The following is a 12,912-nucleotide window of genomic DNA, read 5'->3' as shown; positions in this document are numbered from 1 at the left end:
ACGGAGGGATAATGTTGACTTACAGCTTGAACAGCCGCAAAGTGGCGGAAACGACGGCGGAATGGCTGCGCCAGAGAGGCGTGGACAAACGGGAAATCGGAGAGCTGGTGCTGTTTCTCCAGAAAGATTATTTCTCCGGCTTAACGCTGGAAGAATGTCTGGAATCGGTAGATCGCGTGCTTTCCAAACGGGAGGTGCAAAACGCGATATTAACCGGCATCCAGCTCGATGTGTTGGCCGAAGAAGGCAAGCTGCTCCCCGCGCTGCAGGAAATGATCTTTAACGACGAAGGGTTGTACGGGTGCGATGAGATTTTGTCGCTGTCGATCGTTAACGTGTACGGGAGCATAGGCTATACGAATTTCGGTTATATCGACAAGATGAAGCCGGGCATCCTGAAACGGCTGAACGAGAAAAACGGCAAGGACGTCCACACGTTTCTCGACGATATCGTCGGGGCGATCGCCGCCGCGGCCAGCAGCCGAATCGCCCACCGGATGCAGGCGGAACGGGAAACCGACGAACTGGTCGACGGGGGATGAACGGCGGACGTTGACTGTGAGACTGATGTCCGGTTTCGTTCTTTACTCATTGGAAAAGAGCGCCCTTCCTTCCCGCTTCCGGGAGGTTGGGCGCTCTTGTTGCGCTTCAAAATTGCAAACACAAATAGCTAAGCGTGCCGAAGTCGTAGCTGCGATGGATGACCTCCGGCTTGCGGGACGGATCGCCGCTGCCCATCGCAATGTACAGCGGTACGAAGTGTTCCGCGCGCGGTACGGCTTGCCGGGCATGGGGGGCCAGCTTCTCGTAGTCGAACAGCGCCTGCAGGTCGCCCCGCTCCATCTGCGCAAGCAGCCAATCGTCGAATTCGAATGCCCAAGGCTCCGGCGTTTTTTGGCCCCACAGCACCATCCGCAGATTGTGCACCGTTACGCCGCTGCCGATGACGAGGATGTCCTCGTCTCCGAGTCCGCGCAGCGCTTCCCCGATCGCATACTGTTCGCGAGGCGGAGTGTACGGATTCACCGACACCTGTACGACCGGAATAGCGGCGTCCGGGTACATCCGGTGCAGCAGCGTCCACGATCCGTGGTCCAGACCGCGCGATTGATCCGCCGCAGCTTGAATGCCGTGTTTGCTTAACCGGTCCAGCACCATCGATCCGACGATGGAAGACCCGTGCGCCGGGTATTGGATCTGGTACAGCTCGTCCGGAAAACCGCCGAAATCGTAAATCGTCTCGTACACGTCGTCCGAAACCGATACCGTCGTAACCGGGCGTTCCCAGTGAGCGGTAAAAATGACGATCGCCTTCGGCTTGTAACGTCCGGCAAGCCCGGACAAAAACCGGGTGTAATCCGTCTGTTCAATCGCCAGCATCGGCGAACCGTGAGCTAAAAATAACGAAGGTACCATGTACAACACCTCTATCCCGGAAGTTACTTACTTTATGTAAGTTAGTGTACATGAATAACTAGCTTCTGTCAACGAGCTGAACCATCCGCCCCCCGGGCTCATCGCCCGTACCAGATCAACCCGTCTCTCTCCAGCTCGCGTACCCGCCCCGCGTCCCGCAAATACAACAGATGGGCGATCGTCTCGGACAATGCGAACCGGAGCTGGTGGATCGACAGCCGGTCGCCGAACAACGCTCTGCACAGCGCATAGGACGTATGCGGCTCGGCCAGCTTCTGTTCCATCGCTTCCAGACGGTCCTCGTGGTGGCGCACGATCTCCAGCGCCCTCGTCCCGAACGTGCGAAACGGCTCCCGGTGGCCGGGATACGCAAGTTCCGCCTCCAGCCGGCTTACCTCCTCCAGACTGTCCAGGTACGAACGGAGCGGATTCTCGTCAAAGCCCGGGATGTAGCTCACATTCGGCGTAATCTGGGGCAATACGTGATCCCCGCAAAAAACGCGCGCCCGCTCTTCGTCGTGGAAAATCAAATGTCCCGCGGCGTGGCCCGGCGTCACGATCGGCCGGTACAGCCGGTCTCCGATCCGGTACGGCTCGTCCGCCCCGATGACGGTTAATTCCGGCTGCGGAGACACTTGCGAGATGAAGCCCGTCATATGATCCTTCATCTGCTCCAGCGTCGCTTCCTCCATCCCGTGCCGGCGGAACAAGTCGAGCAGGGTGACGCTCATCGTCTCCCCTTCGCCCCACAATGCGGCCGTCTGCGCTTTTCCGGTACCCGATATGTGCACAGGAGCGCTCGTCAGTTGCTGGAACCAGCCGCTCAAACCGTAATGGTCGGGATGATGGTGCGTCAAGACGACTTTCTCGAGCGCCGAAGGAGACAGATCGAGCTCGGTCATCACTTGACCCCACAGCGTCTCCGCCTCCGGCGTATGCAGGCCGGGATCGATCACCGTCCAGCCGGAACGGGACCGGACCACATAGCTGTTCACCCACCGCAGCGGAAACGGCAAGGGCACTTTCACTTGAACGAGCGAATCATCCAGAATATGTACCGGTTTGATCACGATTTTTTCCTTCCTTCATGCCTGTCATGATGAGTCTCGGCGAACAAGTCTCGTCATACGCGCCGCCGTCATAAGCGCCGTAGACGCGGTCGATGCGCAGCCCCGCAGCCTCAGCCATCATCTGAAACTGCTCCAGCCCGTAACCTTTGACCTGCTCGTCGTAATGTCTTTCCGGTTGGCCCGGCTCGCGGATGACGATCCGTTTGCGGATAAATCCGTCTTCAACGGTACGTCTCTCCTCGATAAGCCAATCCCCCTCCTGCCGGCTTGAGAATGGGACCAGATTCCGCACCACGTAAGCCGCATTCATAAAATCGATAATAAACCGGCCGGCCGGCTTCAGCAACCGGCTTATTTCCTGAAGCACCTTCCCGTTCTCGCGGTCGTCGTCGAAGTAACCGAACGAGGTGAACAAATTCACGACGGCGTCGAACGGGCCGTCGGCCGGCACGTTGCGCATATCCCCTTGCAGCCATTCGACCCGGCCGCTATCGTCGCGCTCGCGGGCTACATCCAGCAAGACGCCCGACAGGTCGACCCCCGTTACCCGGTAGCCGAAATCGGCCAGCGCCATCGAATGTCTCCCCATTCCGCAGCATAGATCGAGCACGGAGGAGCCCTCCGGCAATTCGAGCCAATCGATCATCGATTTCACTTCTTCATACGCTCCGGCCGTGTCGCGATGCTTGTACACGATCAAGTAATCGTCTCCGAAGCTTTGCTCATACCATTTGTCCATCTTCCGATTTCGCACCTTCCCCATGATTGTGAACCTTTCATTGGCGTTGCATACGAGCGTTACGACAACCCGTCTGTCAGAAAGCTTTCCCTAGCCTCCGGAAATTCGACTCCGTCTTTCCAGGCGAGCACGAACCGTTCCAGCGCGATCGGCTCCGGCGGCACGTCGCCCGGATTGCGCACGTCGCCGAACACTCTCTCTACCGAGAGCAGTTGCGATTCGTGGGCGAGCAGCGCTTTCGCTTTGTTTTTCCAGTCCGGCGATACGTCCACGGTAACGGTAGGCGGACGAAGCGGGTCCTGGATCAGCCAGTTGTAATAATAGTAAAGCTTTTTGACCGACGGACACTTTCCGCCGACAACCGCTTCGCGAACTGCATGATGAAGGGCAATATGATCGGCATGGCCGGACATTCCGTCTTCGCCGAACGTAAGCACGACCTCCGCCCCGGTCTTCCCGATATAATCGACGATTTCGGCGACCAGCCGTTCTCTCGGAACTTGCGACAGCTTCCCGTCCGGATGCCTGAGCAAATCGATGGATGTTATCCCCATTATTTCGCAAGACTCGCGGAGTTCGATTTCCCGCTTCTCCGCCAGCTCCTGTCTCGTCATCGGCGGAAGATAGCCGCTCTTGCCCGCGTCCCCGTCGGTAGCACACAGCAGCACGGGCCGAACCCCGCGGCGGACGGCTTCCATAATCGTACAAGCGCTCGTGAACGTCTCATCGTCCGGATGCGCGGATATCCAAGCTATCGTCGTTGTCACAGGAGACCCACCTTCCTCTGGCTTTGTCTGATATCGATTGTACCACTGTACGCTCCCGGGCAAAAGGGCGCATCGGTTATCCAAGCTCCGAAACAGCGCTAGCCGCAGACCCAAGGGGTATCGTTCCCGCAGCCCTTTCCTGATTCACATTCCTGCCAGGACGCCAGGACACACAGAAATCTGAAACACAGAAGCAGCAACTCAAAAAAAGACGTCCGCCGGATTCAAACCCGGGAACGTCCCCTCTCCTTACGTATTCGATTGGTATCTCGAAGTCGCGATCCGCTCCTGCAGCAGCTCGTGGAACCGGTCCTCGTCAAGCGGCAGCTCGACCCAGCCGTCGGTCCATGCGGACAAGTACATCGCGTTCGACAGCGTGAGACCGCGGATGCCCTCCTCGCCGGGGGCGATCAGATTCACGCCGGTGCGGATCGAATCGACCCAGTTTTGGGTGATCGCCTTGTGCGCCTTCGAATCGGTGGATACCGGCACATCGCATTTCCAGCATTCCGGCTGGCCGAATGCGCCCTTGAACGTCTGGTTGAACTCCGGCTCCGATACGCGCAGACGCCAGAAGGTCAGCTTGCCGTCCTCAATGACGATTTTGCCGCGCTCTCCGGTCACTTCCAGCCGGTTCGTACCCGGCGCTTCCGCCGTCGTCGTAATGAATACGCCCGTCGCCCCGTTCGGATATTCGACATAGGCGGTTACTTCGTCTTCTACCTCGATATCGCGGTATTTGCCGAACGAGCAAAACGCGCGGACTCTCGACGGCAGCATGCCGACCGTCCATTGCCACAGGTCGAGCTGGTGCGGACACTGGTTAAGGAGGACCCCGCCGCCTTCGCCGGCCCACGTCGCCCGCCATTTGCCGGAATCGTAGTAGCTTTGGGAACGATACCAGTTCGTAATGATCCAGTTCGTACGGCGGATTTCCCCGAGCTCGCCGCTATCGATCAGATCTTTGAGCTTCTTGTACAAAGGAATCGTCCGCTGGTTAAACATCATCGCGAACTTGACGCCGCTGGCCGCTGCCGCTTCGTTCATCTCCCGCACTTGCTTCGTATAGACGCCGGCCGGCTTCTCGCACAGGACGTGGATGCCGCGGGCGAACGCTTTCATCGCCGTGGAAGGATGGTCGAAATGCAAGTTGCAGATCAGGATGGCGTCGACCGTTCCCGAGTCCAGCATCGCGTCCACCGACTCGAACGTATGCAGCGCCTCGCCGAACTGCTCCTTCGCCCAGCGCAGCCTGTCGGCGCTAATGTCGCACACGGCGGCCAGCTCGGCGCCGTTGATCTCGCCTCCCGAAACATAACGGGCGTGCGCCGTTCCCATATTGCCGATCCCTACGATACCGATTCGTACTCGATTCATCTCTATTCGCTCCTCACAGCAACGATTTGATATAAGCGATATTGTCGGCCAGCAATTGCTCGGTCGGAGCCGATTGGCTGAAATCTTCGAAGCTGACCCAGCCGTCGTATCCGACGCTTTTCAGATCGCCGATCACCTGGCGCCAATTGGCGCAGCCTTCATGAATCGGGGCGGACACCGTTCTCCACAACGGATCGTTTTCGGTTTTGCGGTCCGGGTTTCGCTCCGGCCATGCGTTTTTGATATGAACATGGGCCAAATATTCGTCCAGCAGCTCCAGCCCCATCCGGTACTGCTCGTACCCTTCGTAAACCATATTGCCGGGATCATAGATGACGCCGATTCTCGCCGGATCGAGTCCTTCCACAAGCCTTCTGGCCAGCCCTGCGCTCGGAGCGATAAAGTTCATATGCATCTCGATCAAGCCTTGAACGCCGTACTGACCGGCCAGCTCCTGAACGCCCTCCAGATAGGCCCGGCCTTCCTTGAACAAGTCGTCGTACGCTCTCGTCCGGTTATAGCCCGGTACGGCCACCCGGATCGAAGGCGCGCCAAGCAGCTTGGCGGTACGCATGTCCCGCTCGACGGCGGCCAGATCCCCCACCTTCAAATAACAGCCGAGATTGACGCAAGCCAGCCCCGCATCGTCCATGAGACGTTTGACGGCAAGCAGCTCTTGCTCGGACGAATCCACATGAATCGTGCTGTGATTGTTGCCCCAGAACGAAGGCTTCTCCTGAAGCTTGCCCGGATCGATCGGCGCCACCCGCCATTCGACACCGTCGTAGCCGTGCCGGCTCAAGGCGGACACCGTATTCTCTACCGTATACTCCGGCATCATGACCGTAAATACCGCAAATTTCAAGTTAGACACTCCTTCGGCCGTGCAGCTCCGGATCGACAGCTTCGGTTTGATCGGAAGCGCGGCATTCGTTTCCTCCATGCTAACATATCCGGAGTTTCCGGCACTTCTTTCTCGTTGCCGAATCGGCTCGGGTCATTTGACTGTCATTGGTGTGATACCGCCTCTCGTCTCCCTGCGGTATTGATCGGGCGTACAGCCTACCCGGCTTTTGAAGATGCGGGTAAAGTGGGACGGATGCTTGAAGCCGACCTTGTAGCACACGTCGGTAACGGACATTTCGCGACTGAGCAGAAAATGAATTTTCGCCTGGTTGATTCTGCGGTGGTACAAATAATCGAATATCGTCGCTCCCGTCACTTCCTTGAACAGCTTCGACAAATAATATTTATTTAAATGAAGGTGCTCCTCCAAATCTTCGAGATGCAAATCTTCCTGGTAATGCTCCTCCAAATACCCGACGATGCTTTGCACATGACGCTCTTTATCCGACGGGAACGCGTTCGGCGAATCGGCCGATTGCTCGCACAGCTCGTACACCTGGAGCAGGAGATCGGCAAATACGAGCAGTTGCCGGTCTTTCGACGTCTTCCCTCCTTCGGCTTGCAGCGCCAGCATCCGTCTCAGCTTCGACTCCACTTCCTCCCGCACGTCCCCCGACAGATGAATGCGATGGTTTCTCAGCTCGTGGAACGGCTGCAGCACGTTAACGGAAAACGCCACGTCCGCAAACGATTTCATAAACACCGGGTCGAAATGAACGATCGTCCTCTGGTAGGGGACGCTCAGATCGACTTTCGGGCAATGCAGCGTCATCCCGTGCATCAGAATCAGATCGCCCGGCGACAGCACGAATATTTTATCCCCGATCAAATAGGTGGTCTTGCCCCCATGAAAATAATAAAGCTCGAAATGCGCATGCGAGTGAAACGCCATGTTTCCCCCGGCTTCGCTGTAGAATACGTCTAACGGCTTGAATAAAACGGCGCTCACCGTGCTGTCCTCCTTGCATAACCGAACCGTTACGGATCGCTATAGTTCTTGGGTTGACACCAGTGTATCACGCGGGGAGCGCGCCATAAAGCTAAAAAGCCTCCGCCCCGGAAGGAGCGGAAGCAAAAACGAACAGCAGCCGGAAGCCTAAACCGTTACGGCAGTCGCGCGCACGTAAGTGTGACCGGGACTAGAGACTACCGGCGCGGTACGAACGTATCCGCCGTTACCAGATACAGCCATTGACCGTCCGACGAAACGCCCCTTAGCCATGACCTCTGCGGAACATCCCGGAACAGGATGCGGCTTTGCCCGCTTTCCGCATCTGTTGCATACACATGGTGAATACTCTACTCATTTGACGTCCCTTCCGCTTGGAAAGTTTCGGGATATATGGAGGGTTCTCGGATGTGAAGCGCCGCCATAAGAAGTTCCGAACAATTGCAGCTTGAATTTTGGAACCGGATCGCATATAATTCGTTTAAACATTTAAACATAGTAACGGAGTTGAAACGATGAGCGAAGTTGCCGGCAATCAGAAGGCGATTCACATCTTCGAGCAGTTAGGCCCTTATTTTATCGGCTTGGGAGATCCGGTCCGCCAGCAGATCGTAGCCCTGTTAATCGACAAGGAGCAGATGAATGTGACCCAGATCGCCGAGCATATTCCGATGTCGCGGCCGACCGTCTCCCATCATCTGAAAATTTTGCGTCAAACCGGCCTGCTCGCCGTCCAGAAAAAAGGAACGGAGATGTACTACAGGCTGGCGTTCGACGATGCGATCTCGCTGATGAAGCAGCTCGTCGTTTTTGTGGAAGAGGAATGCCGGTGCTAGCGCCCTTTTCCGGGTTAAGCTGGTACAGCGACATTCCTATTTTCAACCCTATTATGTCGAAATAATTAAACACTTAAACTTACTATTGGAGGTTAATGGACATGGACAAACAAAGCGTTCTTATCGTAGGCGGACATGGCGTCGTCGGCAGGCAAATCGGCGAAATTCTGCACGCCCGCTATCCCGATCTGACGATTGTATTGGGCGGCAGAACACCCGGAAAAGCGGCGCCGTTCGGCAACGGCAAGATTCATACCGCCGTCGTGGACAACAATTCCGAAGACCCGCTGATGTGTATCGACAACAAGCCGGCGCTGATCGTCAACGCCGTCAACGACTTGCAGGACCGGCTGCTTCTGTCTGCCGTCCGGAGAAGCATCCCGCTCATCGACATTACCCGCTGGACCTCTTTGTTCCGCCAATCGGTCGATAAGCTGAACTCGATGGAGCTTCGCGCACCTGTCGTAATGGCTTCGGGATGGATGGCCGGGACCGCGGCCTTGTTCGCGAAGCTCCATTCGCAGCCGTTTCACCAGGTTGAGGCCGACCTCTACGCGTTATACTCGCTGAAAGACAAGGCCGGCCCCGATTCTACAGCATATATGGATCGAATGACGATTCCTTTTCCCGTGATGGAACCGGCAGGGAAACGCCTCGTCTATCCGATGTCCGATCCCGTCCGCGTGCAATTTCCAAACGGATACGCAACCCGCTGCTACCGGCTCGATACCCCCGACCACGAGACTCTGATCCGGACGGAGGCGATCGCCTCGGCCAGCTTCCGGATCGCTTTCGACAGCAAAGCGGCTACCCAGTCCATCGTCATGCTGATCAAGAGCGGAATATGGAAGATGATCAGCGGAGAGCGATTCCGCGGGCTCAGACGAGGCATCCTCTACAATCCGGGTACCGGCAGCGCCCATCATATCCGGATTGTTCTGAAGGGCTTGGATGCGGAGGGGAACCGGGCGGAGCGGAATGTCTCCATCACTGATCCGCTTGGCCAAACCCATCTCACCGCCTTGGGCGCTGCCGTACAGGCGGAGAAGCTATTGCGCCTCCCCAAGGAGCAGCCGCTTGCGCCCGGCATTTATTATCCGGAGGACCTCCCTGACGAGCGGATGGACCATGCGGCGATAACCGGTTTTTATGAGGAGCATGGAGTAAAAATTTCCTGGGAGTGAGCTCAGCCGAGCGCCCGGTTCGTCATGGAATCGGGCTTTCTTGTTTCCGATCTGGCAGTTTTGTTATGCAAGCAACCAAATAAAAAAACTTCCCCCCACTCGCATAACATGCGGCAAGTGGAAGGAAGGTCGGTCTTTTGCCGAAAATCCGGCATGCATCAAATCTTTAATTCCCCAAGCTTAATCAACTCGACAACCGCCTGCGACCGACCTTTTACGTTTAATTTCTGCATCACGTTAGAAATATGATTTCTGACGGTCTTTTCACTGATGAACAGTTGCCCAGCGATGTCTTTCGTCGTTTTGTCTTGGACCAAAAGCTCAAAGACTTCGCGTTCGCGGTTGGTCAGTAGAAATTTGTTTTTGTGGTCGTTACCCTTCAATATCGCCACCCCTCCTTGCTTGGGTTTTGTATATAGTTACAAGGTGTAGGGATACAGTCAAAGGTATAATATGAGCAAGGCATCTCGTTGGTGCGGCGGGGAAATAAAATGGGCGCGGTTCCTCTGCGTAAACCGCAAGGGGTCAATCGTGTATGTATGTCAAGTATGCCGGGTATGCATCTATGCCAAGTATGCCAGGTATATCAAGCAGCCCCCGTCGCTTCGGGGGCTGGATTCAGCTTCTTGTGTTAAGGCGTTGCGGCAGGTGCCGGTGCAGGAACATTCGTCGGGAACATACGCTGTACCATCGTATTGAATTCCTCCATCATCCCCGATACCGGCTTGCCGGCCTGCATGTCCTGCGTGTAACCGTTGATCCGGCTTACAAAATCCGGGTTTGCGGAGACGTGAACGTTCTGAACGTTCGGACGCATCGCTTTGACTTGTTCGGCGATCCGGTTTTTCACTTCCTGAGATCCTTCCAGATCTTCGCCGTTTTTGGTGGAAACCGCCACGTAAGCATTGTTGTCCGTCAGCAAAACGTTGCAGTTCTGGACCGGCTCGATCGCCGTAAGCTGATTCGCGATATCTTGAGCGGCTTCCATCTTCGTGTTACGATGCAGGCCGTCTGCCGGAGCGCCAGCGCCCGGGGAAGCTCCCCCCGCCATTCCGCGCTGATCCTTGTAGTCTCTCCAGTCGTTGACGCCATCCTGATCGTATCCCGTAATGCCGTTGTCGCGGTTTAAGCCGTCGCGCATGCTGTCATTATCCCGGATCAGATTCGGATCGGCCGTCTGATAGCGGTCGAAGCCGAGCCTCATATCCTTCGTATTCCCCGTGCCGTACTGAAAAGGACGATAATTGCTTGTTTTCATGCCGTCATTCGTACCGGAACCTTCATACCGGGCACCGCAGCCGGTCGCCGCAACAGCTACAATGGAAGCGAGAACCGCAAGCTTGATCGTTTTGGTCGCCAATCGTTTCAGCTCCTTGTTGTCAGTTGTAGGGTATGGCCGAACAACATTAGGATACTCCGGCGGCTGATTTCGCATGCCCGATTTCCCTAGTGAAAGGCTGGCAGCGCCGCGCAGGCCGGATGCGCAGCAGCGGAAGCTGAAAAAGGAGCGGAATTTCCGCTCCAGCTTTACTTCCCGATAAACAGTTGCGTAAACATTTTCCCGCAAGGTCCACCGTCCACGATGCCGATGCCGATCCGGGTGAAGCTGGCGTTCATCAAATTTTCCCGGTGTCCCGGGGAATTCATCAACGCCTCGTGCGCCGCCTCCACCGACTGATTGCAGGCGATATTCTCGCCGGCCGTCGAGTAAGTAATATGGAACTTCTGCATCATTTCGAACGGAGAGCCGTAGGTCGGCGACTGGTGCGAAAAGTAGTCGTGGTCGATCATATCCTTGCTCTTGAGCCGCGCGACTTCAGACAGCTTCGAATCGGCCGCAAACGGCTGCAGCCCGGCGGCCTTGCGTGCGGCATTGACATGGTCGATCATCTGTGACTCTTCCGCACGGACCCCGCTTTCAGGCGGCTTTGGAGAAGGCGCTGGTGCTGGCGCCGGTGTCGGCTGTTTCGACGGCGGGGGGCGCTTAACTATTTTCGCGTTGGCATAGGCGTACAGGATCGATTCCAGCGTCTTGTCGTCAACCGCTCCGGTAACCGGAAGTCCGTATCGCTGCTGAAACCGTTTGACCCCCGCTTCCGTCTCGGAACCGTAGTACCCGGTAATCATCCCTGTAAAATAACCGAGCGATTTCAGCATCCCCTGAACGGCATATACATCCGGTCCTTTGGCGCCTTTGCCGAAAGCGCCGACGTTTGAAGCGGTCCCGAATAAGCACACGACCAGCGTTACGAAAACGACGAACGTTTGTTTATAGCGGCGATGAATCGCCTTGTTCACGTTGCATTCCTCCATTTCGGCTCATTACCCCTAATATGCCAAATCGGCAGGAGCGCTATTCGCTTTGCTTTCGGTCATTTGGGGGATTTCCCGTTTTTTCGTCCTGAACGTTTTACTTGAATAGGGACCGATACCGGTTGACGATTCCAAAATGCTTTGATACATTTAATTTAGTACCAGGTTCTAATACCTGATAACATATCACATTTCACATTCCAAATGAAAAGAAGGCGGATACCATGAGCTATTCGGCCAGTCAATCGGCGCTCCCTGCACATGCGGCGATCACGGCAATCGGCGGCTACGTGCCGGACCGCATATTGACCAATGACGATCTCGCCCGTATCGTTGAGACGAACGACGAATGGATCGTTTCCAGAACCGGCATCCGGGAAAGACGCATCTGCGCCCCGGATCAATTCACAAGCCACCTGATCTTCGCCGCTGTAGAAAACATGCTGTCCCGTTATCCCGTCACCGTTCATGACGCCGATCTCATTCTCGTCGCCACGCATACGCCGGACTTCCCGTTTCCGTCGGTCGCTTGTCAAATCCAAGAGCGGTTCGGCATTCAGGCGGCGGGAGCGGTCGATCTGAACGCCACCTGCGCCGGGTTTACGTACGCCCTTCATCTTGCAAACGGACTGATCGCAGCCGGACTTCATCGCAAAGTATTGGTTCTCGGCGCGGACACGATGTCCCGCATTACGGATTATACGGACCGGACCAGCTGCATCTTGTTCGGCGACGGAGCCGGAGCGGCTCTCGTCGAACGGACTGGGCAAGCGTCCGGCTTTATTGCATCTCACGTCGGCTCCGACGGAAGCGGCGGCGTTCATATTTACCGGACGGGTCTAAGCGATACGCTCAACGGCCAGCCTCTGCGCGATTCGAAGAAGCTCGTCCAAAACGGCGGCATGGTCTACAAATGGGCGGTTCAGACCGTTCCGCAAGGAATGAACGCTTTGCTGAACCATGCCGGATTGTCCATGAGCGACGTCGACTGGTTTATCCCTCATAGCGCCAACATGCGGATGATCGAGTCGATCTGCGAGAAAAGCGGCTTCCCCGCAGACCGGACACTCGTCAGCATGATCCGTTACGGCAATACGTCGGCCGCCTCCATCCCGCTCGCCCTATCCGACGCCGCAGCGGCGGGCCGGTTGAACCGGGGCGATACGATGCTGTTGTTCGGCTTCGGTGGAGGACTCACTTACGCCGGATTGCTGATCCGCTGGACCGTGTGAGGATCGGCTGCAAGTTCCAGTTAACCGCAGCGGATACCCGTATCATCTGGATTTATACCAGGAAAAAGGTATAATAAGACTATTGTCCTATTCATTAGGGAGCGGAGGCTTCCTGACGGAAGC

General features: G+C 56.3%; 15 protein-coding genes. 4 read left to right on the top strand and 11 right to left on the bottom strand.

Annotated features, from left to right (window positions below; all coding sequences use genetic code 11):
* Positions 1-11: 11 nt before the first annotated feature.
* Complete coding sequence (locus AC3Y2E_RS01210) at positions 12-542, top strand: phosphatidylglycerophosphatase A family protein (protein WP_379206308.1); 531 nt, start codon at positions 12-14, stop codon at positions 540-542.
* Between the two features lie 106 nt (positions 543-648).
* Here AC3Y2E_RS01210 and AC3Y2E_RS01205 read toward each other — a convergent pair whose 3' ends face one another.
* The 8 genes from AC3Y2E_RS01205 to AC3Y2E_RS01170 form a co-directional block, all read right to left on the bottom strand.
* A complete protein-coding gene (locus tag AC3Y2E_RS01205) occupies positions 649-1,416 on the bottom strand; it encodes a DODA-type extradiol aromatic ring-opening family dioxygenase (RefSeq protein ID WP_379206305.1) in 768 nt (255 codons plus the stop codon).
* 98 nt (positions 1,417-1,514) lie between these two features.
* Positions 1,515-2,486 (bottom strand): MBL fold metallo-hydrolase, encoded by a 972-nt coding sequence (locus tag AC3Y2E_RS01200; protein WP_379206303.1) that lies wholly within the window; start codon positions 2,484-2,486, stop codon positions 1,515-1,517.
* Positions 2,458-3,225, bottom strand: coding sequence for a class I SAM-dependent methyltransferase (locus tag AC3Y2E_RS01195; protein WP_379206300.1), 768 nt, complete (start codon positions 3,223-3,225; stop codon positions 2,458-2,460). Before AC3Y2E_RS01195 ends, AC3Y2E_RS01200 begins: the two co-directional genes overlap by 29 nt.
* Positions 3,226-3,284: 59 nt before the next feature.
* Complete coding sequence (locus AC3Y2E_RS01190) at positions 3,285-3,992, bottom strand: PIG-L deacetylase family protein (RefSeq protein ID WP_379206298.1); 708 nt, start codon at positions 3,990-3,992, stop codon at positions 3,285-3,287.
* A 249-nt stretch (positions 3,993-4,241) separates the two neighbouring features.
* Positions 4,242-5,369, bottom strand: coding sequence for a Gfo/Idh/MocA family protein (locus AC3Y2E_RS01185; protein WP_190924486.1), 1,128 nt, complete (start codon positions 5,367-5,369; stop codon positions 4,242-4,244).
* A 13-nt stretch (positions 5,370-5,382) separates the two neighbouring features.
* The gene (locus AC3Y2E_RS01180) at positions 5,383-6,312 is read right to left on the bottom strand and encodes a sugar phosphate isomerase/epimerase family protein (RefSeq protein ID WP_379206295.1); all 930 of its coding nucleotides are present in this window, start codon (positions 6,310-6,312) and stop codon (positions 5,383-5,385) included.
* A gap of 54 nt (positions 6,313-6,366) precedes the next feature.
* On the bottom strand, positions 6,367-7,224 hold the full coding sequence (locus AC3Y2E_RS01175) for a helix-turn-helix transcriptional regulator (protein ID WP_332073467.1): 858 nt from the start codon (positions 7,222-7,224) through the stop codon (positions 6,367-6,369).
* Between the two features lie 197 nt (positions 7,225-7,421).
* On the bottom strand, positions 7,422-7,562 hold the full coding sequence (locus AC3Y2E_RS01170; protein ID WP_379206292.1) for a hypothetical protein: 141 nt from the start codon (positions 7,560-7,562) through the stop codon (positions 7,422-7,424).
* A gap of 177 nt (positions 7,563-7,739) precedes the next feature.
* Here AC3Y2E_RS01170 and AC3Y2E_RS01165 point away from each other — a divergent pair, with 177 nt between their 5' ends.
* Entirely contained in the window at positions 7,740-8,060 is a 321-nt protein-coding gene (locus AC3Y2E_RS01165) for an ArsR/SmtB family transcription factor (protein WP_190924482.1), read from the top strand.
* Positions 8,061-8,161: 101 nt separating this feature from the next.
* Positions 8,162-9,244, top strand: a complete 1,083-nt coding sequence (locus AC3Y2E_RS01160; RefSeq protein WP_379206289.1) for a saccharopine dehydrogenase family protein — start codon at positions 8,162-8,164, stop codon at positions 9,242-9,244.
* Positions 9,245-9,402: 158 nt separating this feature from the next.
* On the opposite strand, the gene AC3Y2E_RS01155 is transcribed toward AC3Y2E_RS01160, so the two are convergent.
* The 3 genes from AC3Y2E_RS01155 to AC3Y2E_RS01145 all read right to left on the bottom strand — a co-directional run bounded on the left by AC3Y2E_RS01155 (position 9,403) and on the right by AC3Y2E_RS01145 (position 11,542).
* Positions 9,403-9,627: a helix-turn-helix domain-containing protein gene (locus tag AC3Y2E_RS01155; protein WP_138877617.1), complete on the bottom strand. Its 225-nt coding sequence runs from the start codon at positions 9,625-9,627 to the stop codon at positions 9,403-9,405.
* A 248-nt stretch (positions 9,628-9,875) separates the two neighbouring features.
* Positions 9,876-10,604: a YhcN/YlaJ family sporulation lipoprotein gene (locus AC3Y2E_RS01150; protein WP_379206287.1), complete on the bottom strand. Its 729-nt coding sequence runs from the start codon at positions 10,602-10,604 to the stop codon at positions 9,876-9,878.
* A gap of 167 nt (positions 10,605-10,771) precedes the next feature.
* Positions 10,772-11,542, bottom strand: a complete 771-nt coding sequence (locus AC3Y2E_RS01145) for a peptidoglycan-binding protein (RefSeq protein ID WP_379206284.1) — start codon at positions 11,540-11,542, stop codon at positions 10,772-10,774.
* A 239-nt stretch (positions 11,543-11,781) separates the two neighbouring features.
* Between AC3Y2E_RS01145 and AC3Y2E_RS01140 the strand changes: the two genes are divergently transcribed.
* Positions 11,782-12,789, top strand: coding sequence for a ketoacyl-ACP synthase III (locus AC3Y2E_RS01140; protein WP_379206282.1), 1,008 nt, complete (start codon positions 11,782-11,784; stop codon positions 12,787-12,789).
* The last annotated feature ends 123 nt before the right edge of the window (positions 12,790-12,912 follow it).

The organism is Paenibacillus sp. MAH-35 (genome assembly GCF_058135425.1).
Note: the sequence above shows the minus strand (reverse complement) of the source record. Positions and strands in the feature narration are given on the sequence as shown.